We start from the raw sequence: 22,076 nt of genomic DNA, 5'->3' as shown, positions 1-22,076 counted from the left end.
CGCCAGCCGTCAGCTATGGCCGAATACACGCCGCGGCAGGTCGTCGCCACCTCGCACCCGGCGCAGACCACGCACACCGAGCCCACCGTCGGACTCGATCACGGTACCCGTCATGACCGGCGCCTGCGTACGTGAGGCAACCAGTACGTACGCCGCACTGTGATCCTCAGGTTCGGCGAACCTCTTCAGCGGCATCGTCGCCTCGATTGCGGCCACGCGCGCCGCGTCGTCCGCGCCGCCCGGGGCCTGCGGGCCGGCGGAGGCCGCGCCGAAGGCGGCGGGACTGGTGATGTTGGTCCGCGTTGCGCCCGGAGCGACGGCGTTGACACGGATATGTGGCGCGAATTCGTGGGCGAGCTGGCGCATCGCACCCAGCGCGGCATGTTTGCTCGCGATGTACATGACGCCGCCGCCATCCGGATAGAAGGACGAATTCGACAGCGTGATCACGAATGCGCCTTTGGTCGTGAGCAACGCTGGAAGCGCTGCTTTCGCCCCGTGGATGATGCCTTTCACGTTCACCTCGAAGATCTGCGTGAAGGCAGCGTCGATGTTCTGTGCCGGGAGGTCGGCGAGTTCGGTGAACTTATCGCCCATTCCCGCATTCGCCACGAATACGTCGAGCTTCCCGAACGTGGCGACCGCCTTGGCCACAACGGCTTCGTTCTGCGCATAGTCACGAACGTCGGCGACTATCGTCGTCACCGCGTCGCCCAGTTCCGCCTGGACTTCGGCCAACCGTTCGGCGCTCAGATCCGCGACGACGACACGACAACCTTCTTCGACGTAGCGCCGGACTATCGCACGGCCTATACCCGAGCCGCCTCCGGTCACGATCGCGACGTCACCGTCGAGCCATCCCATCGCACTGTCTCCTCTACCGATTGTCGGCGCGAGTGAACGCGCTCAGCTTTCTACGGGCTGGAGGGCGACGCCTCCTTTGACGAGCTTCATCCTGATCGAAACGAGGGGCCGGGGCATTCCGTAGGCCACTCCCCCGACCAGCACATCGCCGGCATAGGCTGCCGCACAGAAGGTTTCCTCCGCCGCGGCGCCGGCAACTACCTCGAAGCGGTCGGCGAGGCGCGGGAGGCCCACGCTCTGCAACCGGATGCCGAAGTGGTCGGACCAGAAGCTGGGTACCGATCCGAAGGGGGCGGCATCTCGCCTGGCCAGGAGCGCTTTCGCCGCCGCGACACCCTGTTCGACCGCGTTACTCCAGTGCTCCACCCGCATGCGCAGACCACCGAAGGTCGCGTTCGGCCACCCGACGATGTCACCCGCGGCGACGACGTCGTCGAGGCCGATCACACGCAGAGCCTCGTCACACTCGACTCCGTCGCCGATATCGATCCCGGAACTCGCCAGCCAGGCGACGTTCGGCACGGAACCGACCGCGACGACCACGTGATCCGCGTCGACGACGGCACCGCCGGAGAGGGTGACCCGGTACCCCGTCGCGGTCGAATCGACCTCGGCCACTGTCTGTCCGACGTGCAGACTCACCCCTGCCTCGGTGAGCAGACGGGTGGCGTTCGCGCTGGCGAGCGGACCGGCCGGAGCGACCGGAGGGTCGATGCCGACCACCGTCACCTCGACGTCGCGGGAACGTGCCGACGAGGCCACCTCGATGCCGACGAATCCGCACCCGATGATCAGCAGTCGAGTACCCGGCCGCAGCGCCTCCCGCAGACGCTGCGCGTCCGCGAGCTTACGGACGTGGTGCACGTTCGCTGCGCGCGCGTCGAAGGTCGGCAGCGTGCGTGTGCCGCTTCCGGTCGCGAGGATCAGGCCGTCATAGGGAACCTCCGCGCCGTCGCCGGTGACGACGATTTTTTTCGCCGGGTCGAGCGCGACCGCCGGCGAGCCGAGTTTCCATATCGCGTCGAGTTCCTCGGTGCCCGCGAGCCGGATTTCGGTCGGGCCCTGCTCACCGCGAACCACCTCCTTCGACAGAGGTGGTCGGTCGTAGGGCATCTCCGGCTCGTCACCGATCACGGTGACGGAGCCGGAAAAGCCTTCGTTGCGCAGGGTGGTGACCGCGCGAAGGCCCGCGAGCGAGGCGCCCACGACGACAACATTGCCGAACTCGCTCATGCGGCCCCGCCCACATGCCATGTGGCGATCTCGTCCGGCGTCGCGAACCGGACATCGTCGTCACCGGCCAACTGCACCAGTGCTTCGGCGGCGTAGCGCACCCGCAACGGTCTAACCGACCGGGTCGGGCGCAGCCCGAAACCCGTCGCGCGGGCGAGACCGGCGGTGGACCGGGCCGGTCCGAGCGCGGGCTCGTCGTACTCGATGTTCACCGCGATCCGCTTGCCGTCGAGCAGCCGTCGCGTGGGGCGGTCGGCTATCGCCGAAGCGGAGTAGAACGGGTTGCTCATCAGACGTCGCCTCCTGTAGTCGGTCTGTCATGCGAGTTCGGGTCGGTTCCCACCCTGGCCACGAGGAAGGTAGCGATGACCGAGAGATCCGTCTGAGGAGACATGGACTGACACGCCTTTCTCGGCGAGTTGGGGCTGGTGGCGTCGCCCTGCGGCGACCTACGCGAGAAAGGAATCCGGAGGAAGCGGACCCCAAGTGTTGAGCGTCTGCGTCAGGCGATCGCCGGGCTCCCACGCGATGGGCGGCGCGGACGAGTCGGTGATGTGCACCATGTCCGCGAACAATTCGATCCGAAGGCCGGACGACGGGTCGCACACGTAGGCGAACAGGCTCCGGCCCGGCCGATGGCGACCGGGACCGTACTCGATCTTGAATCCACGGCTGTCGAGGTGATCGAGGATCGGCTGATAGGCGTGCCAGCCGCCGATATCGAGTCCGAGGTGATGCACGGTGCCCGGTGCGCCAGGGCGCAGCGCCACATTGTGATGCTCGGTGTCGGTCCGCATCCAGAACAGCGCGTCACCGATGTACTCGGACAGACGAAGTCCCAGCACATCGGTGAAGAAGGACGCCGTCGCGCCGGGGTCCGGTGTCTTGAGGTTCACGTGCCCCATACGCCGTGGGCGCAGTACCGACGCACTCGGTACCGCGACGCGCAGCGCCGACGCCAGCTCGAGTGTGACCGTCAGATCGGCGGTGGGGTCGGTCACCTCGACCGCCGTGTCGGACACCCGTTCGGCGTCGAGCAACTTCTGCAACTCTGCCAAGTCGGCGTCGTCGGGGAGCGCGAACACCAGGCGGTGGACACTCGACTCCGCACCGTGGCACAACTCGATGGCGCCCTGGCCGCGCCCGGTCCCGTATTCGCCGTCGCACACGGCCAACAGGCGACCGTCCGTCTCGCGAACGTCAAGCAGGAGTCCCTCGCTGAGGAATTGGGCTGTCGCTTCCGGGTCCGGAACGGTGAGGACCATGCGCTCGACCGTCCCCGGCGCTCGGCCCAACCTACGCGTCGATGGCGATGTACTGGAGGTCGAGGTAGTCATTGATTCCTTCCCTTCCGCCTTCGCGTCCGAGTCCGGACTGTTTGATTCCGCCGAATGGCGCCGCGGCGTTGGACACCAGCGCCCGGTTGAGACCGACCATGCCGAAGTCGAGCCGTTCGGCTGTCCGGAGCGCACGCTCGAGATCGCCGGAGTACAGATAGGCGACCAGACCGTATTCGGTCGCGTTCGCGAGGTGAACCGCCTCCTCCAGATCGTCGAAGACTGTCACTCCGGCGACGGGGCCGAAGATCTCGTCGCCGAACATCCGGGCGTCGGCCGGTACCGCGGTGAGCACCGTCGGCTCGAAGAACGTTCCTGGCCCGTCGATCGGCCGGCCACCAGTGCGGATCTGGGCGCCGCGCGCGACCGCGTCGGCGACCAGCCCACCCAGCTTCTCCCGGGCAGCTTCGTCGATGACCGGCCCCACCTCAGTGCCCTCATGAAGACCGTGACCCACGGTCAAAGCCGCCATTCGCTGGGCGAGCATCGAGCTGAACTCGTCGGCGACGGACCGATGCACGAGGAAGCGGTTGGCAGCGGTGCACGCCTCACCCATATTGCGCATCTTGGCGACCATCGCCCCGTCGACCGCGCGCGCGAGATCCGCGTCGGCGTCGACGATGAACGGCGCGTTCCCGCCGAGCTCCATCGACGGACGAATCACATTCGGCCCGCACTGCGAGATCAGTATCCGGCCGACCGCAGTCGAGCCGGTGAACGACACCTTGCGGATACGACCGTCGGCCAGCAGGGCGCCGCAGACGCCGGGGGCGTCGAGCGTGCTCACCACATTGAGCACGCCCTTGGGCAGACCCACCTCGAGCAGGGTCTGCGCAAACTTGATCGTGGTCAGCGGCGTCTGCGGAGCGGGCTTGATGATGGCCGTACACCCGGCGGCCAACGCGGCGGCGACCTTCCGCGTGGCCATGGCCAGCGGGAAGTTCCACGGCGTGATCAGCAGGCACGGTCCGACCGGCCGGCGGGCGACGAGCAGCCGCGAGCCGCCGTCGGGCGAGCGCCGGTATTCGCTGTCGGGGCGGACGGCCTCCTCGGCGTACCAGCGCAGAAACTCCGCGCCGTAGTCGACCTCGGCTCGCGCCTCGACCAGCGGTTTGCCCATCTCCGCGGAGATGAGCCGCGCGAATTCCTCGCGCTGTGCGATCACGGCCTCGAACGCGCGGCGCAGGATCTCCGCGCGTTCGCGCGGCGGCGCCTGCGCCCAGCTCGGGGCAGCCGCGTCGATCGAGTCGAGTGCGGCGAGCCCGTGGACGACGTCCGCGTCGGCGACCCTGGCGATCAATTCGCCCGTCGCGGGATCGAGCACGTCGAACGTAGCCTCGGTGGTCACCCATTCACCGTCGATCAGCAGCCCGCTCGCCACGCCGACCGCCGCGGCTTCTGTAGCAGTAGTCACTTCGTCTCCATCAGTTGCGGCGCGGCGCGCTCTTCAGTTCGGTGATATCGCCGATCTCACGGCCGAGTCCGCGCTCGACAGCGCGTTCGATCAGCACCGCGGCCAGAGCGAGGTCCTGCAGCGCCGTACCCACGGACTTGAACACCAGCAGATCTCGGGAGCCCTCGGCTGGGGCGCGGTGCTGCGACCACTCGGCCATCGAGACCAGCGATGTCCGGTCGATGGCCCCGGCCGAGATAGCGGAGGCGACATCACCGGACTCCGCAAGGACCGAGGCGACGTCGTCGACCAGCACTGCCCGCGAACGCGCGAATGTGGTGTCATCGAGTTCTCGTAGGTCAGGCCGGGTAGATCCGATCGACAGGACGACCGCGCCGGGGGCGAAGGTAGCGCCATCGACCACCGGCTCCGTGGACTTGGTGCACAGCACCGTCATCGGTGCACCGCTCGTCACCTCCGCGACGTCCGCTGCCGGTTCGATATCCAGGCCGAGCGCGTCGCCGAGGCGCTGCGCGAACTCTCGGCGCTTCGATTCCGACCTGCTGTACACACGGACCTTCTCCAGCGGCAGCATATGCGCAAACGCCCGGAGATGACCTTCTGCCTCGAAGCCGGAACCGATCAGCCCGAGGACATTCGAGCCCTGCGGGCACAGCAGTTTCCCGGCCAGCGCGGTCGTCGCGGCCGTCCGCAGCCGGGTGATCTCGGAAGCGTCGAGTGTCGCCAGCAACTCGCCGGTCTCCTGCATATAGACCAGCAACAGGTAGCGATTGCCGACCCCCTTGGCGAGGGTCATGATCTTCGCGCCCATATGGTCACCCAAGGCGGCGGGCATCACCCTGAGGAAGCCGGTCGGGACGTTGACGTCGATACGGGTCGGTAGGGCGAACTGCCCCTCCAGGGCCAACTCGGCCGCGCGGAAGGCGATCGTCTCGTCGCAGAGCTGCCTGATCGCGGCGCTGTCGAGGTGCAGAGTCATCGAACCCGACCCGCGTAGAACTCCGCGTCGTCGGCAGGGAGATCGAAGCCGGAGGCGGCCAGACCCGCCCGCAACGACTTCATCTGACCGGGAGCCAGCCTCATCTGGGGCATCCGCAGCAAACCGCCGTTGAACCCGTTCAACCAGCCGAGGTACTTCCATCCCTGACGATGGATGAGGTTCGCACCGGCGAAGGACGCATGGAACGCCCCTTTGGCCTCTCGGCCGGCGTTGTAGCTCCAGAAGATCTCCATCGCCTCGTCGAATCGGTTGGCGTTGAGCGCGGCCATGACCTTAGGGACACGATCCCCGAACGACTCGTAGGCACTGGTGCCCCACCAGCGGGTCCCGAACAGGCGTGCCTGCGCGGGAGCCTGCTGCTCCATCGGGTTCTCGACGATGACGTGGTCACCGCACTTGTCGACAACCTCGGCAAGGGCGGAGAACAAGGCTGAACCGCCGCCCTCGTATTTGAGCGCCGCGGCCGTCTCGATCCTGCTCATCTCCTCGAGCGCTTCGAGCGGGAACCCGGTCGGCGACAGCGGCTTGAATCCCCAGGCCGAGGACGCGAAGAGGATCATCGCCAACCCGGTACGGTCGGTGACATAGCGCGTGTGCTCGACGATCTCGGCCGCGCTCGTCGGGCGGAAACTTTGGGGGTAGGACAGCAATCCCGCCTCGGCACCGAGGTCCTCGGACAGCTTCGCCACCTCGATCGACTGCTCGACCGTGTCGAAGCTGAGATGGGAAACGATCTTGAAGCCATTCGGCGCCGCTTCGGCCGCGACCTCGAGGAAGCGCTTGTACTCGTCGAACGTGGTACCGCTTTCGGCAGCGACCAGCGTGCCCCAGAAACCGAGTTCGGCCGCATGGGCGATGTCGTGCCGGATCCCCGCCTCGTTCAGCGACGAAAAATCCTCCGTGAAAGACGGAAGGGTGACGTTGCAGCCACCGGTCCATTCGTTCTTCGCACGTTCCTTGATTTCACTGCGGCGATACGGAAGCGCCATGATCAGTTGCCTTTCGTGGTCGAACGCGCGGTCGAGGCGAGTGCGGGTTCGAAACGGGTCGTATTACTTCGGGCTCGTGCCGGCGGAGTTGACGTGGCCGACGCCCCGATTCGCGCTGGGGACTTTTCCCAAAGAGCTGAGTGGCCTTCTTCCTGGCCGCCTTCGAACGCGTACGGCCGGTCGGCGATGCGTCGGTTCGACGGACCCGATCGAGGTGGTCGACGGACTCACCGCGGCTCCTCGTTCCAGGCAGGCCACCCAATAGTGCGCACTGTCAACTGTATACACTTACTGGCAGGCGTGCAAGCGCGGTACCGGCCTACCGGCGAACATCACTGCTCGAGACGTATCGCGTTCATCGGGCACACCGGAATCGCCGCCCGGATGGCCGCCTGCTCGGCTTCGGTCTCGGCCTGGGCCCGCAGCAGCACCGCCTGCCCCGCGTCGTCCAAGTCGAAAAAGGTGGGGGCAGCCACCACACAATTCCCGTAGCCCTGGCACACGCCGAGGTCGATGACAACGTTCATCAGAGAAACACTCCTAGATTTTTCGTGCTCATCGACGATTGGTCGATGATGATGCGTCGCTTGGCGATGAGCCAAGAATCCCCCGCGCGCCGGAGCACATCCTGTCGCTCCCCCACGATCAGGTCGAAGGCGCCCATATCACCGCGGCTGCGGTAGAGCAGGAAATTCGTGCGCACCGCCAGCGCGCCGTCCGCATCGTCCGCATCGCCCGGCCGCACACGAACATTCGTGATCAGGCGCCGCGTATGTGACGGCGGATCCTCCGCCCACGCCACATCTGTGCGAAGACGCTTGGCCCGAAGTTCGAGCGACGCCTTGTTGTCGTCGAAATGCCCCAGTTCATCGATGATGTCCGGCGCCGGCGATTTGCGGGTGACACGGATCGGCGCGGTGTATTCGACCTCGGGGGCAAAGAGAGCGACCCATTCCTCCCAACGGCGGTCATCGAGCAGTTCGGCTTCGTAGTAGTAGAAGTCCTGAATCTCGATGCGCGTGGCAAGGTCGATCGCGCCGATGGGCACAGTGGTCACCGCTTCTCCTGCACAATCCGGTCACGCCACACCTTGTAGTAGGTGCGAGCCGCGGCCTCACTGAATTTTCCGTCGTACACGTCACCGGGTCCGGGGAACTCGTCTTTCGCCAGCGTCGGGAGATCGAGCCCCATGCCGTAGTGGAGAACGAAATCCTCGTCCCGATAGAGGGCGCCGTCGGACACTCGTGTCTGCATCTCCCAGTTCTCGGTGTCGTCCTGGTCGAACATGCCCGATGAACTGAAGGTCTGCGTGTACATGCGCTTACCGAGTTTCTTCCACCAGTCGGGCGCGTTCTTCTCGACGAAATGCCACGACCACACCTGCGTCTTGTTCGGTCCGGCCGGCTGCCACACCCGCAGCATGGCCCCGGACACTCGCTGCCCATCGACTTCGATGAAGTTCGGAATGAGGAAGGTGAAATTGGGAAATACATTGCCGTGGAGGTTCTTCAGCCGCGACAACGTATTCAGCTGATCGTCGTCGAGGTTCGAGGCGTACTCCGCGGCAAGTTCGGCGGGGAAATAGCTTTGGTCGTCGAGATGAACGCCGACGCCCAGACCGTGACCGCCGCCGGTGTCGACGTGGTAGCCGTCGCGGCCGAAGTCCGCGCCCTTGACCATGCCCAGACGCTGGAGAAAGGAGTGCGCGGTGGCGGTGTGATAGGCGTCGGAGGCGAAGTTCTCCGCGGGTAGTCGCCAGTTTGTCGGGACGATCCATCGCTCCGGGTAGCCGACAACCTCCATCTCCGCGCGCCCCACTATCAGGTCGAGATACCACTTCGCGTCGCCGAGGAACTCGTCGAGTGACGGCCCCTCCTTCGACCAGGTGGCGAAGATCAGGCCCTTGTATGTCTCACAGCGCGCCTCGACGAGGTGGAGCGCGGCACGGTCGAGGCCCTCGGGATAGGCGACCTTCTCGAAGGGTGCGCCCATGAACGTGCCGAGGAACTCGCCCTTTGAACCGTAGGTGAAACCGTGATACGGGCAGCGCCAGTTGTTGACCTCGCCGAAGTCCTCGCAGGCCAGCCGCATCCCGCGGTGGCGGCACGCGTTGAGGAAGACGCGGACGACAGCATCATCTCCCCGCCCGACGATCACCGACTCCTCGCCCATCGTGCGGGTCACGAACGAGCCGGCGCGCGGAATCTCGGAGACATGACCGACGAACAGCCAGGTACGCCCGAAGATGCGCTCGATCTCGAGCTCGTACACAGCGGGGTCGGTGTAGGTGAACATCGGGATTCGACCTTGCTCGGGAAGCACGGTCGCGCGAATGCGGTCCTCGAGCTCAAGTCGACCCTGAACGTCATAGCGACTCATGTAGACAGAATACATTTGTACTTCCAGAAAGATAGGGGCAGGCCACGACCTTTACCCACAATGCACCGTACCCTCCCGGCGCCACCACTCCTCTACCAGTACGCACTCGCAGGACAACCGCGCCAGCTGCGACAAAAGACGCTCGACGACGCGAGGTCGACCGGTCCGGCGCCACAAGATCACCGGTAGGCCGACTGCCACGCCGTGGGCCACCGCGGTCGTTCCACGGCGGAGGGCTCCCGCGCCGGCAGCCGCGGCCGCCGGCGCCGCCACGGCCTTGACCCCGGACGTGCCTGCTTCAGCCCAGGTCAGCTAAGGCTCGACCAGTCACGCCGGTCATGGTTGTGTTCAAACGACCACACCGGTGTTAGCCTTCCTTGGAAAATGTATTCAGTCGCCACTTTGGCGCGGAGCCGCCTCTCCGTGACCGGCACGCGGTCGCCGCCGCAGCCTGCCGCGATCGGAAGGTCGGCACCGGCGGAGAGCACTTCGACCGCAAATTTCATATAGATATCTGCTGTATCGAGGTAGAGAGCTGATCATGCGCCTTGCCGTACCGGATCTTGTGTCCAACTCCTATTTTCCCGCCATCGCCGCGGTCGAACTGGGTTACCTGCGCGACGAGGGCCTCGACGTAGAACTCGAGTTGATGTTCCCGGTCACAGACGCCGCGATCGCCCTGCGGGACGGGGAAATCGATTTCCTCGCCGGCTGCGCGCACGCGCCCCTCTACGCCGATCCCAGTTACGGCGACGCGCGACTGCTCGCCTCGCTGGCGCGAAACATGTACTGGTTCCTGGTCGTCCGCCCGGATCTCGACGTAACCCGCCGAACGCTCGCCAGCCTGCACGATATCCGGATCGGCGCCGCGCCCGGACCCGACCTCGGACTACGGCGCCTGCTGGAAACCGAAGGTGTCGACCTGGCCGAGGTCACCATCGCGCCGGTGCCCGGTACGGCGGGCAACGTCTCGTTCGGCGTCACGGCGGCCCAGGCGCTGCGGGACGGGAAGATCGATGCCTTCTGGGCGAACGGCATGGGCGCCGAGGTTGCCGTGCGCACCGGCGCCGGAAAAGTAATCGTGGATGCCCGACGAAATGGCGCGGACGCAGCCCTGTTCACCTTCCCCGCGCTCATGGCATCCGGCCGGATGCTCCGTGAACAGCCCGACGCGACCGCCGCGGCCGTTCGCGGGATCATGCGCGCGCAGCGTGAACTGCGCCGTGATACCTCGCTGGCGACGAAAGTCGGCTCGGCCCTGTTCCCGGCGATGGAGGCGGAACTGATCGCCGACCTCATCGAGCGTGACCTCGACTTCTACGACCCGGCGATCTCCGAGCAGGCCACCGAAGGCCTCGCCTCGTTCGCGAAGGCCGGTGGGCTCACCGACCGCGAACTGGCCTATACCGACATCGTCGAGACCTCCGTGCGCGGGCTGTGGGAGTCCCGGTGAAGATCGCACTCGTCCAGATCGCTAGCCCCGCAGCCGAACCGGTGGCCGAGCGCCGGGACCGGGTCGACGACCTGGTGCGCTCGGCCGGCGACGCGGATCTGATCGTCCTGCCGGAATTGTGGGCCGCCGGGTACTTCGCGTTCGACGACTACGACCGCGAGGCCGAGCCGACGACGGGACCGACCGTGTCACGGCTGGCCGAACTGGCCCGCGAGACCGAGTCGTACGTGCACGTCGGCAGTTTCGTCGAACGGCTCGCCTCCGGCGCGCTGCGCAACACGGCGGCGCTGCTGGATCCGCGAGGTTCGGTCGTGCACAGCTACAGTAAGATCCACGTCTTCGGCTATCGGTCGAAGGAAGCCCAGCTATTGGCCGCGGGAGAGTCGGTCACCGCGACGCGCGCGCCGTTCGGCGTCGTCGCCGCCACCACCTGCTACGACCTGCGCTTCCCGGAACTGTGGCGGTGCCTTGTCGACGCCGGCGCGCAGGTGGTCATCGTCCCCGCCGCGTGGCCCGCCGCGCGTCTGGCGCACTGGCAGTTGTTCACGTCGGTGCGCGCGGTCGAGGAACAAGTGCTGTTGATCGCGTGCAACGCCACCGGCACCCAGGCCGGCGTCGAACTCGCCGGGCACAGCCGAGTCGTCGACCCTTGGGGCACCGTGCTCGCCGAGGCGGGAACACATGAGGGCATCACGTGGTGCGAGGCCGATCCCGGCGTGGTGCCCGCGGTACGTGATGAGTTCCCGGTCCTCGGCGACCGGCTGCCGTCCTATAGCGGCCTGATCGAAACACACGAGGTATGAACACAATGCTGTCATTCACTGTCCACGACACCGGCGAGACGATCGAGGTCCGCGATTTCGACCTCGTCGTCGCCGGGTACACCGGCCGCGACGAGAAATCGGTGCGCGCGCACATCGACGAGCTCGCCGCCATCGGTGTGGCGCCGCCGGATTCGGTGCCCGCCTTCTACGAACTCGCCCCGGACCTCGCCACTCAGACGCCGGCGATCTCTGTGTCCGGCCCGAATACCTCCGGTGAAGTCGAACCCGTGCTCGTGCGCGCGGGCGGTCGCCTGTTCCTCACCGTAGGCTCCGACCACACCGACCGCGACATCGAACGCGACAGCGTGCTCGAGTCCAAAGCGGCGTGCCCGAAGCCGCTCGGCACCTCCGTCATTCCCATCGCGGACCTCGATTTCGACGCGCTCACAGCGGAGTCCACCGTGGACGACAGGCAGTACCAGCACGGCCCGCTGACCGCGCTGCGAGCCACGACCGACGTGCTGGCCCTGTATCCGGGGAAAGCCGACCGCGACCTGATCCTATTCGGCGGCACACTCCCCTTGCTGGGTGGCACGTTCATCGCCGGCACCGCCTGGACCATCTCACTCACCGTGCCGGGCGGGGCCACCCTCGCCCACGCGTATTCCCTGGCCTGAAAGGACAAACCATGACCAAGCCGGAATTCGAGTTCTTCCCGGCGACCGACGTTGCGTTCACCCCCTGCGAAGGTAACGTCGACGGTCTCACCGAACGCATTCTCGCCGCCGACGGCGACAGCGGTGTGGCCACTCGCATTCTGCACTTCGACCCGGGCACGGACACGACCCCGAACGGCGTCCAGGTACACGACTTCTGGGAGGAGGTCTACATCCTGGACGGCTCCTTCACCGATATACGGCTGGGGCGAACCTTCACAGCGGGCGATTACGCGTGCCGCCCCCCTGGTATGGAACACGGCCCGTGGACCAGCGCGGAAGGCTGCACAACTTTCGAGGTCCGGTACCGGCCGTAAGCGGTTGGTCTGAATACGGGCCGGGTCGGCCCGAGTCGGTGATCGCGGACAAGGCGTGCCCACATCCGTCGACCCGGCAGGCGCTGCGCCGGCGGCGCGCCCGGTTCGTCAGCCTCGAACGTGATATCAGATCGCTCGCCGCGCAGCGAAAGGCTCGCGTGGCGGGACGACGGGCCCTGAACATCCACGAAGTCGGCACCTAGTAGTGCGTGGCCACCTGGTCTGCGACGGACCCTGGCAGGACGCTCCGAGGTGGCCTTGACTATTCCAAGATGATCGACCATATTGGACTGGACCGCGACGGAGGGACGAAGGTGGCACAACCAAGCAAGCGGGCCGCAATTCTCAACGCGGGACGTGCCGAGTTTCATGAGCGCGGCTACAACGCCACCGGCATTGCCGGAATTACGACGCGTGCCGAGGGCGCGCACAAAGGCTCGTTCTACAACCACTTCCCCAGCAAGGAAGACCTTGCCATCGAAGTAATCACGGATTACGGCAAGAGCCAACGCATGGAGATGCTGCGAGACTCGAGCGTCGAGCCGTTGGCGAGAATTCAAGCTCACTTCGAATTCATGGCGGAAGAACTTCGCAAAGAAGGACTTCACCTCGGCTGCCTCCTCGGCAATTTCGCCGCCGAGATGTCATCCGAGACGCCTCGGATGCGCGCGACCGTGATCGGAAATTTCACGGCCTGGTCCGGCCTTCTGGCAGCTGCTCTCGACGAGGCCGCGGACATTCGCTCCGCTGACGGGCACGACTCCGAAACGACCGCCTGGCTCATGATCGACGCTTATGAGGGTGCGGCCCTGCGAGGCCGAGCAACTGACTCGCCGGCACCGATGAACAGCTTCATCACCATCGGTCTTCCGCAGATGCTCCGCGCCTTCGCAGAGCACTACACCGGCTGACCGCTCCGGCCTGCGACTTCATCGCAGCCTTGTATCGCAGCCTTGTCCCCGTCTCAAGATGGTCGACCATATTCAATCGTTTCACACCGGCTGTTCGTTCGAATACCCGGCCCAAGTATCCCGAGAGTTGTCATATGAGCACCTACAGAGTTATCGAAGTCGGACCCAGCGGCGCGCTGCGGCCCTCCGAGCGCCCACTTGTCGAACCCGCCCCAGGGCATGTCCGAATTCGAGTGCAGGCATGCGGCATCTGCCACACCGATAGCGTCGCCGTGCACGAACACCCAGAAAGCGAAGAAGGACGGGTACCCGGCCACGAAGTCGTCGGCATCATCGATGCCCTTGGTGCCAATGTCAGTCGCTGGGCGGTCGGCGACCGCGTCGGTGTCGGATTCCTCGGCGGACATTGCGGAATCTGCGATCACTGCCGCCGTGGCAATTTCGTCGCCTGCACCGACCAGCCTCAGACCGGGGTCACGGTCGACGGGGGATATGCCGAAGTCCTGTACGCTCGCGCCAGCGGCCTCGCCGCCATTCCGGCCGAACTCACATCACAAGAAGCCGCGCCCCTACTTTGCGCCGGATTCACCACCTTCAACGCCCTCCTCAAAGGCAAGGCCGCTGCCGGTGACCTCGTGGCCGTCCAAGGCATTGGTGGCCTCGGCCACCTGGGAATCCAGTACGGAGTAAAAATGGGCTTGCGCGTTGCCGCGGTTGCCCGCGGTAGCGCGAAACGCGAACTCGCGCTCCAACTCGGCGCACACCACTACATTGATGCTGCGGCAACGAATTCCGGCGACGAGCTGAAGGAGCTCGGAGGCGCCGAGGTCATCATCGCAACGGCTGCCAGCGGCAGCTCGATGACCCCGCTGCTCGGAGGGCTCGCGGCCGGCGGTCGCCTCGTCGTTGTCGGCGCCTCGACGGAACCCCTCTCCGTGACACCACTGGAACTCATCTTCAGAGACGTGAACATCGGTGGCTCCCTCACCGGGAGTTCCATCGAGAACGAGGACAACCTCGAGTTCGCTGCCGCACAGGGCATCCGCGCTCTCATCGAGCCTGCCCGCCTCGAAGACGCGGCCAATGCCTACGAACGGATGATGAACGGCGACGCCCGCTTCCGGATGGTCCTGAACGTCGACGACACTCCACTGCCGTAATCGCCCGAACGCACGCGGCGCCGCCCGTCGAGGGCGAAGCGAACGCTGATCTCACCGAAATCGCTCCGTCCATGCCAGCAACGTTGGCAGCGCTGGACATTTCGACGCTGCGGTCTGATAGCTCTGCTCCGGCGTCAGCGGAGCTACGCGCCGGACTGGCGATCACCCACGAAGAACGAACAACTCCGGGGCGCAATTGATCTCGTCGTCTCCACCGTCCGGTGTACTGACCATGCGGCCAACGGCCCGGCCTTCTTCTACACCCGAGTATGGAGAATGATTGTCGACGACCGATACGTCGGCGTCGCGGGCCGCGATAGGTCACTCGGTCGCTCAACAGGACTCGACGCCGAGCAGGTCGGGTACGAAAGAGGCAGGCCGGCCACCAAATGGCTGGCCTGCGACTTTCCGAATACCTACCAGGTCGTCGGACGGCGGCGTTCGGGCTCATACGGTTGGGTGATGATCTCGATACCGTTGCCACCGGGATCGAGAAAGTAAACACCGCGACCACCGTGGTTGTGGTTGATTTCGCTGACTTGTTTGCCCATCGGATCGGCATGGAAGGTCACGCCGGTCTCGACCAGCCGCGCGAACACGGCGTCGAAGTCATCCTCGGGGATCAGGAAACAGTAGTGCTGCAGTCGCAGATCCTCCAACGGCACGGAGGCGAAATCCAAGCGGACGCCATTGCGGGTTTCGACGGGAACGAACGGCCCCCAGGGCTCGCCGACGTCCAATCCGAGGATGGTTGCCAGAAATTCGGCGGACTCCCGGTTGTTTCGGGACGGGATGATCAAATGGTTCAGCTCGACAGAAACTGTCATGTCGGATGCCTCCTACAAGGCAACTCCCGGCACCTCCATGCTTCACCCAGCCGGTGACCAACACGCGATGCCAGCCGAGACCCTAACAGACGTGATAGAAGATGGTCATCATGATCCCTACAGGCCCGATCACGGGATGTGGGACAGATCCGGTATTGAACCGAGCCGATACGCGGCGTTCGGCTCGTCGTTCTTCGCCCTCCGGAGGTACCGATCAGCAGGCCTACGCCTAGGAGCCGATCGTGTTGTGCACGGCGTTCTTTCCATGCGACCGAAGGCCTTGTGTCATTCGGGACCGCTTTCTCCCTGCGGCCGTGGCAGGCTCGTCAGACATCTGACAGACCGGGTGCGGTCTGGATTCCGCAGGGTTGTCACGCCGGTTCGACGGGTAACCACAGCTCGCAGGTCGCAGTGCTGAAGTCGTCGGCACGCTCTAGGACCGTAACGATCGAGGGACCTGGCCGCAGACGCCACGGGGTGGAGGGAAACCAGTCGGTCGCGGTCGCGGCCCAGGTCTGCTGGAGGGCCTGCGGGTGGGGTCCGGCGGTGTGAAAGACCGCCCATTTCCCGGCTGGGACATCAATGGCGTCGAGGTCGTCGGGAGTTGGCGTGTCCCGATAGACAGCGACCCCGTGCAGATAGGTCAGTTCGCTGGCCTCGGCACCGTCGGGGTCGAGGTCGTCGCACACTTGAAGCAGACCGCCCGGATCGGCGTCGCCGAGGGCCTTCAGCCGCAGATGCTCCTCCTGCGGCAGTGCGCTGATGTGCGCCTGAATGTGCGGGTTGATGCCCTGGTGGATGAGCGGAACCCGGGCGGCGTGTCCGACGAGCCGGAATGCGGGGCGGTCGACGATGCGGGTGTCCATGGGGGTGTTCCCTTCGACGGTCAGGCGGAACCTGAGTTGCGGTTGGGTGCGAAGGGGGCCTCCGTCGCGGCGAACGTCACTGGGGCCGGCGCCGTGAACTGCCCGGAACGCACGTCCGAAGGCTTCGGTCGAGCCGTAACCGTGCCGGACGGCGACGCTCAGCAGATCGTCCTCGCCCCGGATGACATCGGCGGCGGCGACGGTCATCCGGCGGCGGCGCACGTAGTCCGACAGCGGCATCGCCGCCAACGATGAGAACATCCGGCGCAGGTGGTATTCGGTCGTGCCGAGCGCCCTGGCCAACCCGTCGACGTCGAACTCCTCGGTGAGGTGCTCCTCGACAAGATCGACAAGCTGATTGAGTGCCGAGATCAAAAGGCCTCCTTCCGACTCAACCCTGGCGCACAGGATCCCTCCCGCGCCCGACAGCAGCGATCCGATCCGATCAGTCGACTCGATCATGCACCTGGAACGCACGCGGAGCCCACGCACGGCCGCATTCGACAGCGCAATGTCACGCAGGACTGTGACGCCCGATTCGCCGATAGGACATCCAGTCCATCCGCACTGCGGTCGAGATTCGCCGATCGACGACGCCATGATCGATGCAGTCCATGGCCACTGCGCTCAGGCTGGTGGGAGTTCGACGAATTCGATCGGGCCGAACTCGTACGCGGCTTGGTCGAGGCTCCGCCGAACTCGTCATGGTAGGTGTCGGTGATGATGTTCCAGTCCGCATCGCAGGAGAACAGGTACACGCCCCCATCGGCGTCGCACCGCGCAATCATCAGTCCTGCGAAGTCGTCGAGAGGAATCTGGCACGTGGGTTTCGGTGAGCCATCTCCGAGTTCGGCAGCTGCCGACGCCCGGATGGTCGACGCCATCCTCCAAGCGGTAGGGCACAGTCCGCCACCCGACTGCTCGACGGTGTCGTGGCGGCGGTCGCCTCCCAGGTTGAGCCCGTCTCGCTGACTGCGGCGGCATAAACGGCATTGATCAACGTCGCAGGTGTAACACCGCTCGCGCACAGTGTGTTTCGCGCAGAGACCAACCGGCGGGCCATACGCCCCAACCGGTGTCAGCGGAATCGTTGCCAACCATCGCAGCACGGGAGTACAACGACATACGGGACCCTCTGGGACAAGCGGTGATTCGGAAAACCCTTGCGACCGGGAAGCCCCCGCCACCACTCGGACCCGACACGCAGGCCATCGAGCAAAGGACAGCGCAAGCCCCCTAATAAGCACCAGCTATCAGCATGTTCACAGGCACTGACATTTCAGGAGTATCCAATGCCCGATGTCTCACAAATCAAGCAGTCGTTGCACGCGGAACGAGATCGACATGATCTAGCAGTGTCCAACCTGATCAAGAAAGATCCTCTCGAGGCGGGAGCCCATCTTGCCGAACTACGGAAGTTTCTTCGCAACTTTCATGGCAACAACCTTGTATTTGCGGACCGTCAACTGGAGCCGAGCTACGTCGGGCAACGAGTAGCCCAGGACCTGCGTCGCTGCATACAGAGAGTCATTTCCGACAGAATCGGATACGCCATACTCGCAAAGGCTCTGGAATTTATTGACCCCAATTATGATGTGGCCGATGCCGTCGACAGCAGGGTCGCGTCTAACAGCCTCGGTACGTCGCTGGACCAGATCTACAGCTGGGAAGGGCCGCGAAACTACTGGCTGAGTGGCGACTCGGCGCGTCTCGCGGCCGCGCTGGAGGCGGTGTTGATCGACAGTTTCTCGGCAGCGCTCCAAACGTTCCCGGAGGATCATCTGGCGACGCTCCATCATCATAACAAGGCTCTTACGGAAGAGTTCGGCACTCTATCGCAAACAATCTATCGACAAGAAAGCGCGTCGGGTCGCTACGATTCGGAATCCTTATCCAAAGAGCCCTATAGCGAGGAAATATCCGTTCCGTTTCGAAACCGATCGGCTGCCTTCTGGAGCAACGTGGGGATGGTGCCCGACCGGACAAACAACGGTCTGCAGCCGGACTTATTCAAGCAACTGCCAAGCAACTACATTGGTTTCAGCGCCCTAGGGGCAACTACCCTGGAGGCCGCCATGTCGGCTTTGGCGGACGCCCATGTCCCGGTGGATCGATGGCCCGATATCATGATCGCAGCCAATGCCGAATTCTCCGTCACCGCCGCGGTCGTGGACTCGGTGGGAAGCGCTATCAACTATACCGATCGGGAACCGAATCCCTTTGTCGTTGAAAGCGGCAAGGGGGATTGGCGACTGACTTACCAGCGAGCGGGTTACGCAGTGCAGGCGGAAAAGATCGCCAGATGCGCGCACATCCAACTCGGGAAGGTCAGTTCCGGCGATGGTGAAATCATGTACGGCCGCGGGCGGTGTCCGTCGAATGAGGCACTGGAGCCAAGTCCGCACGAGCAGCAGCTTTGCGTACGTGTTTCCGGTCAACTCGAGCAGATGCTGGGCGCTAGCTATCCCAGCCATCTGTCCCACATGACCTCTGCCAACAGCGTTGCGCTGTTGACCGCGGTCCTCGGTAGCCGACTGCTCATGGCAGGGAAGATATCGCCGCTACATCCGGGGCACACGCTCGCGAATCTGCCACAGCTCCGCACGAAAGACGAAGAGCTGCAGTTCCAACGACTTGCGGCGAGTTCGAGTCGGTAGCCCGGCGAGCCGCGCGACGCACGCACTACGCCGAGCGCAGCGGGGCGGCGATCCGCTCGTCTTCGACGTGCTGAGACTGTGCGGATGATCGAGTACCGGCCAGAGTTACGGCCTTACCCGTGCCGCGACTGAACGAGTGTCCTGAGCTCTGATCTGTCGGCTGCGGTTCTGGCCGGTGCTTGCTTCCTTGGTGTCGACACCCATTAGGACATCCAGGTCGCCGCCGTGGTGAACGAACTGGGATGTCTGCAAACAGCAAACCATTTCCCGTTACCGCAACGGTGATCTCCGGCCGCGCCACATCCGACGCCAAGACCGGTGACGGCAGCGTACATACGACTCGGCGGAGAGCCACCCGGACACCGAACGGCTGTGACAACGGTGTTCGGGTAGCGGTGACTCGATCGAGCGCGGGCCCGCGTCAGCCGATTTGTTCTGCCAGAGCGACGATGATGCCCGCGGGACCGCGCAGATAGCAAAGCCGGAAGATGTTTTCGTACCGCGCCACCGCACCGAGGAGTTCGGCGCCGTGGGCGCGCAGACGGGCGATGGTGTCGTCGATGTCGTCAACGGCGAACATGACGCGATGTAGGCCCAGCGTGTTGGGCGGAGGGCTCGCCGGCTCAGCGCCGGACGCCGCGGGGGTGTGGTATTTGGTCAGTTCCAGCTTGCTGTGGCCGTCCGGGGTCCGCATCATCGCGATGTCGCTGCGGACGCCGTCGAGTCCGACGGTGCGATCCGCCCACAGGCCCTCGATCTGCCCCTCGCCCTCGAGTTCCATGCCGAGTTCGGCGAAGAACGCGACAGCCACGTCCAGGTCATCAACGACGATGGCGACGTTGTCCATCCGCTGAATGGTCATATCTCCGATGTTCTCCTTGACGTTAGTACGGCTCGTTGTGGCCGTGTCTACTCCCGAGACGGAGCCGCACAGGGGTTCTCGACATCCCGCCGAGACACCCCCGACGCTCCGTGACGCCGACCACTCGTACGCAGCGAAGCCGAGCACCGACCATCCCACCACGCGATCCGAGACGCCGAATCACGTTCTACCAGGCGGTCTTCCGAACTTCGCCGGCTCTCGGCGATTTCGATGGGAGCTCATCCGTGCGCAACGGACAGCGGCACGGCGAGGAAGGGTCGCAGCACAGCCTGCTTCACGGCTGACCACCAATAGCTGCGGGAATGTGAACGTCACCGGCGGTCAGCGCCCGGGGCGCCGGATCGCGCGCGGAGGCACCGACACCCCGAACGGGCGTGCTAACGGTTCCTTGATCCCCCCGTATCTCTCGCAATCCTCTTCTGTGAGACCGCACTGGTAGGCATTGGCAGTTGATGCGCACCAATAGCTCGGCGCCCAGGTGCATGGGTTGGGTCCACCAGGGGCAGATCGCGTCGCCGCGGGGTCGGACGTGCCGGAGGTCGCGCCTGTGGGCTGGGTAGGCGCAGCCGGGGAGCGGACGCTGGGTGCTTGCGCGGTCGCCATGCCTGCTGCGGCCAGCGAACCGAAAACAAGCGCACCAGCCGCAGCCGCGAACTCGGTGTGAATCAACGTGATCCCTTCTGTCGAAGCGGAACAGTTTTGAACAAAAATACCGGCGTCAGCAGAAGGATCGCCGGAATATGGGAGATCAGTTGTTGCCGCGTAGGGGGTTTCCCTCGTGGATACAGCACGGGTTCGAGTCGCGCCCGGTCACGGTTCAAGGGCTTCGGCGATTGGTTTGGTCTCGGCCGGTATCGGGTCGGTGCTGTTTCGGATCTGTTGTCTCTGATAGGCAGTGCTTGGAAAAACGGACCGAAACGGACTGGCAGAGGTATTGCGCCGCAGCTGGTCTCGGGTGGTTACTGGAATAGAGCCGGGGGAGTAGATGGTGGCGGAGGTTCCGCCGGTGCAGAAGAAACCATTACAGCAAGGGGTTCAACGTCATGCCTACCATCACTTCCATCTCCCCGACATCGGGGCCTGCCAATACCGTAGTCACAATAACCGGCACCGGATTCGTCCCTATCGTCACGACCGTGAAATTCGGCAATGTGGCGACCTCTTTCACAGTGGACTCGCCCACGCAGATCACCGCGATCGCCCCCGCCTATTTGTCCGGCACGGTGCTGGTCACCGTCACCACCTCGACTGGTGGCACCAGCAATGGGGTTCCGTTCAACTATGTCGCAGTTCCCGTGTTGAACAGCATCAGCCCCAACCAAGGGCCTACTTCGGGCGGGACGACGGTCACGCTCACCGGGACGGGTCTGACGGGAGCCACCGCGGTCAATTTCGGTGGCACACCAGCGACTTCGTTCATTGTCGACACCGATACGCAGATCACGGCCGTCTCTCCTGCCGGGACAGGGATCGTGCCGGTCACCGTCACCGGTCCAGGCGGCACCAGTGGTGCGGTCCCGTTCGTCTATGTCGTGGTCCCGACCATCACGTCCATCTCCCCGACCGCGGGACCCCCGTCGGGTGGTAACAACGTCATCATCACCGGCACCGGGTTCACCGGTCCTTTGACCGTACGGTTCGGCACCACCGCGGCCATCTTCACCATCAACTCGCCCACCCAGATCACGGCAATCGCCCCACCCGGAACGGGAACGGTGCTGGTCACCGTCACCGGCTCGGGCGGAACCAGCAACGGCCTCCCCTACACCTATGCTGCTGTGCCCACCCTCACCGGCATCGCTCCCAGTTCAGGACCGGTGACCGGCGGCACCACAGTCGTGCTCACCGGCACCGGACTGACCGGAGCCACCGCCGTGAACTTCGGTGCCACACCAGCCACCTCGTTCACCGTCAACTCCGACAACCAGATCACCGCGGTCGCCCCACCCGGAACCGGGACGGTACTGGTCACCGTCACCACCGCCGGCGGAACCAGCAACGGCGTCGGCTACACCTATATCGCGGTGCCGACCTTGACTGCCATCGTTCCGAGTACCGGACCAGTTTCCGGCGGCACCACCGTTGTCCTCACCGGCACCGGACTGACCGGAGCCACCGCCGTGAACTTCGGTGCCACACCAGCGGCCTCGTTCACCGTCGACTCCCCCACCCAGATCACCGCCGTCGCCCCCGCCGGAACCGGGACGGTGTTGGTCACCGTCACCACCGCCGGCGGAACCAGCAACGGCGTCGGCTACACCTATATCGCGGTGCCGACCTTGACTGCCATCGTTCCGAGTACCGGA

21 protein-coding genes are annotated in these 22,076 nt (G+C 64.9%); 8 read left to right on the top strand and 13 right to left on the bottom strand.

Annotated features, from left to right (window positions below; all coding sequences use genetic code 11):
* Positions 1-9: 9 nt before the first annotated feature.
* From AB0C34_RS23375 to AB0C34_RS23330, 10 genes are all read right to left on the bottom strand, one after another.
* Positions 10-864 (bottom strand): SDR family NAD(P)-dependent oxidoreductase, encoded by an 855-nt coding sequence (locus AB0C34_RS23375; protein ID WP_357076698.1) that lies wholly within the window; start codon positions 862-864, stop codon positions 10-12.
* Positions 865-906: 42 nt separating this feature from the next.
* The gene (locus tag AB0C34_RS23370) at positions 907-2,097 is read right to left on the bottom strand and encodes an FAD/NAD(P)-binding oxidoreductase (protein WP_357076695.1); all 1,191 of its coding nucleotides are present in this window, start codon (positions 2,095-2,097) and stop codon (positions 907-909) included.
* Positions 2,094-2,387, bottom strand: coding sequence for a hypothetical protein (locus AB0C34_RS23365; protein ID WP_357076692.1), 294 nt, complete (start codon positions 2,385-2,387; stop codon positions 2,094-2,096). Before AB0C34_RS23365 ends, AB0C34_RS23370 begins: the two co-directional genes overlap by 4 nt.
* Positions 2,388-2,546: 159 nt before the next feature.
* Positions 2,547-3,362: a VOC family protein gene (locus tag AB0C34_RS23360; protein WP_357076689.1), complete on the bottom strand. Its 816-nt coding sequence runs from the start codon at positions 3,360-3,362 to the stop codon at positions 2,547-2,549.
* Positions 3,363-3,393: 31 nt separating this feature from the next.
* Entirely contained in the window at positions 3,394-4,848 is a 1,455-nt protein-coding gene (locus tag AB0C34_RS23355; RefSeq protein ID WP_357076686.1) for an NAD-dependent succinate-semialdehyde dehydrogenase, read from the bottom strand.
* A 10-nt stretch (positions 4,849-4,858) separates the two neighbouring features.
* A complete protein-coding gene (locus AB0C34_RS23350; protein ID WP_357076683.1) occupies positions 4,859-5,827 on the bottom strand; it encodes an ornithine cyclodeaminase family protein in 969 nt (322 codons plus the stop codon).
* The gene (locus AB0C34_RS23345) at positions 5,824-6,837 is read right to left on the bottom strand and encodes a dihydrodipicolinate synthase family protein (RefSeq protein ID WP_357076680.1); all 1,014 of its coding nucleotides are present in this window, start codon (positions 6,835-6,837) and stop codon (positions 5,824-5,826) included. The genes AB0C34_RS23350 and AB0C34_RS23345 overlap by 4 nt, the downstream gene beginning before the upstream one ends.
* A gap of 332 nt (positions 6,838-7,169) precedes the next feature.
* Positions 7,170-7,364: a ferredoxin gene (locus AB0C34_RS23340; protein WP_357076678.1), complete on the bottom strand. Its 195-nt coding sequence runs from the start codon at positions 7,362-7,364 to the stop codon at positions 7,170-7,172.
* Positions 7,364-7,885 carry an aromatic-ring-hydroxylating dioxygenase subunit beta gene (locus tag AB0C34_RS23335; protein WP_357076675.1) on the bottom strand — a complete coding sequence of 174 codons (522 nt, stop codon included), beginning with the start codon at positions 7,883-7,885 and terminating at the stop codon, positions 7,364-7,366. Before AB0C34_RS23335 ends, AB0C34_RS23340 begins: the two co-directional genes overlap by 1 nt.
* Before the next feature lie 5 nt (positions 7,886-7,890).
* Complete coding sequence (locus AB0C34_RS23330; protein WP_357076672.1) at positions 7,891-9,216, bottom strand: SRPBCC family protein; 1,326 nt, start codon at positions 9,214-9,216, stop codon at positions 7,891-7,893.
* Positions 9,217-9,757: 541 nt separating this feature from the next.
* Between AB0C34_RS23330 and AB0C34_RS23325 the strand changes: the two genes are divergently transcribed.
* The 6 genes from AB0C34_RS23325 to AB0C34_RS23300 all read left to right on the top strand — a co-directional run bounded on the left by AB0C34_RS23325 (position 9,758) and on the right by AB0C34_RS23300 (position 14,537).
* Positions 9,758-10,669 (top strand): ABC transporter substrate-binding protein, encoded by a 912-nt coding sequence (locus AB0C34_RS23325; RefSeq protein ID WP_357076669.1) that lies wholly within the window; start codon positions 9,758-9,760, stop codon positions 10,667-10,669.
* Positions 10,666-11,472: a carbon-nitrogen family hydrolase gene (locus AB0C34_RS23320; RefSeq protein ID WP_357076666.1), complete on the top strand. Its 807-nt coding sequence runs from the start codon at positions 10,666-10,668 to the stop codon at positions 11,470-11,472. Before AB0C34_RS23325 ends, AB0C34_RS23320 begins: the two co-directional genes overlap by 4 nt.
* Positions 11,473-11,477: 5 nt before the next feature.
* Complete coding sequence (locus AB0C34_RS23315) at positions 11,478-12,110, top strand: DUF2848 family protein (RefSeq protein ID WP_357076664.1); 633 nt, start codon at positions 11,478-11,480, stop codon at positions 12,108-12,110.
* Between the two features lie 11 nt (positions 12,111-12,121).
* Positions 12,122-12,466, top strand: coding sequence for a cupin domain-containing protein (locus AB0C34_RS23310; protein ID WP_357076661.1), 345 nt, complete (start codon positions 12,122-12,124; stop codon positions 12,464-12,466).
* Between the two features lie 272 nt (positions 12,467-12,738).
* Positions 12,739-13,377, top strand: coding sequence for a TetR family transcriptional regulator C-terminal domain-containing protein (locus AB0C34_RS23305; RefSeq protein ID WP_357076658.1), 639 nt, complete (start codon positions 12,739-12,741; stop codon positions 13,375-13,377).
* A 134-nt stretch (positions 13,378-13,511) separates the two neighbouring features.
* A complete protein-coding gene (locus tag AB0C34_RS23300; RefSeq protein ID WP_357076655.1) occupies positions 13,512-14,537 on the top strand; it encodes an alcohol dehydrogenase catalytic domain-containing protein in 1,026 nt (341 codons plus the stop codon).
* 416 nt (positions 14,538-14,953) lie between these two features.
* On the opposite strand, the gene AB0C34_RS23295 is transcribed toward AB0C34_RS23300, so the two are convergent.
* Both AB0C34_RS23295 and AB0C34_RS23290 read right to left on the bottom strand, forming a co-directional pair.
* Positions 14,954-15,364, bottom strand: a complete 411-nt coding sequence (locus AB0C34_RS23295) for a VOC family protein (protein WP_357076652.1) — start codon at positions 15,362-15,364, stop codon at positions 14,954-14,956.
* Between the two features lie 371 nt (positions 15,365-15,735).
* A complete protein-coding gene (locus AB0C34_RS23290; protein WP_357076649.1) occupies positions 15,736-16,605 on the bottom strand; it encodes an AraC family transcriptional regulator in 870 nt (289 codons plus the stop codon).
* Positions 16,606-17,585: 980 nt separating this feature from the next.
* Between AB0C34_RS23290 and AB0C34_RS23285 the strand changes: the two genes are divergently transcribed.
* Complete coding sequence (locus AB0C34_RS23285; protein WP_357076646.1) at positions 17,586-18,887, top strand: hypothetical protein; 1,302 nt, start codon at positions 17,586-17,588, stop codon at positions 18,885-18,887.
* 421 nt (positions 18,888-19,308) lie between these two features.
* Here AB0C34_RS23285 and AB0C34_RS23280 read toward each other — a convergent pair whose 3' ends face one another.
* On the bottom strand, positions 19,309-19,749 hold the full coding sequence (locus tag AB0C34_RS23280; RefSeq protein ID WP_357076643.1) for a VOC family protein: 441 nt from the start codon (positions 19,747-19,749) through the stop codon (positions 19,309-19,311).
* A 1,064-nt stretch (positions 19,750-20,813) separates the two neighbouring features.
* Between AB0C34_RS23280 and AB0C34_RS23275 the strand changes: the two genes are divergently transcribed.
* Positions 20,814-22,076, top strand: a 1,263-nt coding sequence (locus tag AB0C34_RS23275; RefSeq protein WP_357076640.1) for an IPT/TIG domain-containing protein, incomplete at its 3' end; no start/stop codon positions are given.

Source organism: Nocardia sp. NPDC049220, from assembly GCF_040647855.1.
In the GTDB taxonomy this organism is placed as follows: Bacteria; Actinomycetota; Actinomycetes; order Mycobacteriales; family Mycobacteriaceae; genus Nocardia.
The sequence above is the reverse complement of the archived record's forward strand: the minus strand, read 5'-3'. Positions and strand labels throughout refer to the sequence as shown.

Coding starts and splice junctions, on each gene's coding strand:
- AB0C34_RS23295 (WP_357076652.1), bottom strand. CDS start 15,364: ATGACAGTTTCTGTCGAGCTGAACCATTTGATCATCCCGTCCCGAAAC.
- AB0C34_RS23350 (WP_357076683.1), bottom strand. CDS start 5,827: ATGACTCTGCACCTCGACAGCGCCGCGATCAGGCAGCTCTGCGACGAG.
- AB0C34_RS23365 (WP_357076692.1), bottom strand. CDS start 2,387: ATGAGCAACCCGTTCTACTCCGCTTCGGCGATAGCCGACCGCCCCACG.
- AB0C34_RS23375 (WP_357076698.1), bottom strand. CDS start 864: ATGGGATGGCTCGACGGTGACGTCGCGATCGTGACCGGAGGCGGCTCG.
- AB0C34_RS23345 (WP_357076680.1), bottom strand. CDS start 6,837: ATGGCGCTTCCGTATCGCCGCAGTGAAATCAAGGAACGTGCGAAGAAC.
- AB0C34_RS23360 (WP_357076689.1), bottom strand. CDS start 3,362: ATGGTCCTCACCGTTCCGGACCCGGAAGCGACAGCCCAATTCCTCAGC.
- AB0C34_RS23280 (WP_357076643.1), bottom strand. CDS start 19,749: ATGACCATTCAGCGGATGGACAACGTCGCCATCGTCGTTGATGACCTG.
- AB0C34_RS23325 (WP_357076669.1), top strand. CDS start 9,758: ATGCGCCTTGCCGTACCGGATCTTGTGTCCAACTCCTATTTTCCCGCC.
- AB0C34_RS23315 (WP_357076664.1), top strand. CDS start 11,478: ATGCTGTCATTCACTGTCCACGACACCGGCGAGACGATCGAGGTCCGC.
- AB0C34_RS23310 (WP_357076661.1), top strand. CDS start 12,122: ATGACCAAGCCGGAATTCGAGTTCTTCCCGGCGACCGACGTTGCGTTC.
- AB0C34_RS23340 (WP_357076678.1), bottom strand. CDS start 7,364: ATGAACGTTGTCATCGACCTCGGCGTGTGCCAGGGCTACGGGAATTGT.
- AB0C34_RS23305 (WP_357076658.1), top strand. CDS start 12,739: ATGATCGACCATATTGGACTGGACCGCGACGGAGGGACGAAGGTGGCA.
- AB0C34_RS23370 (WP_357076695.1), bottom strand. CDS start 2,097: ATGAGCGAGTTCGGCAATGTTGTCGTCGTGGGCGCCTCGCTCGCGGGC.
- AB0C34_RS23300 (WP_357076655.1), top strand. CDS start 13,512: ATGAGCACCTACAGAGTTATCGAAGTCGGACCCAGCGGCGCGCTGCGG.
- AB0C34_RS23330 (WP_357076672.1), bottom strand. CDS start 9,216: ATGAGTCGCTATGACGTTCAGGGTCGACTTGAGCTCGAGGACCGCATT.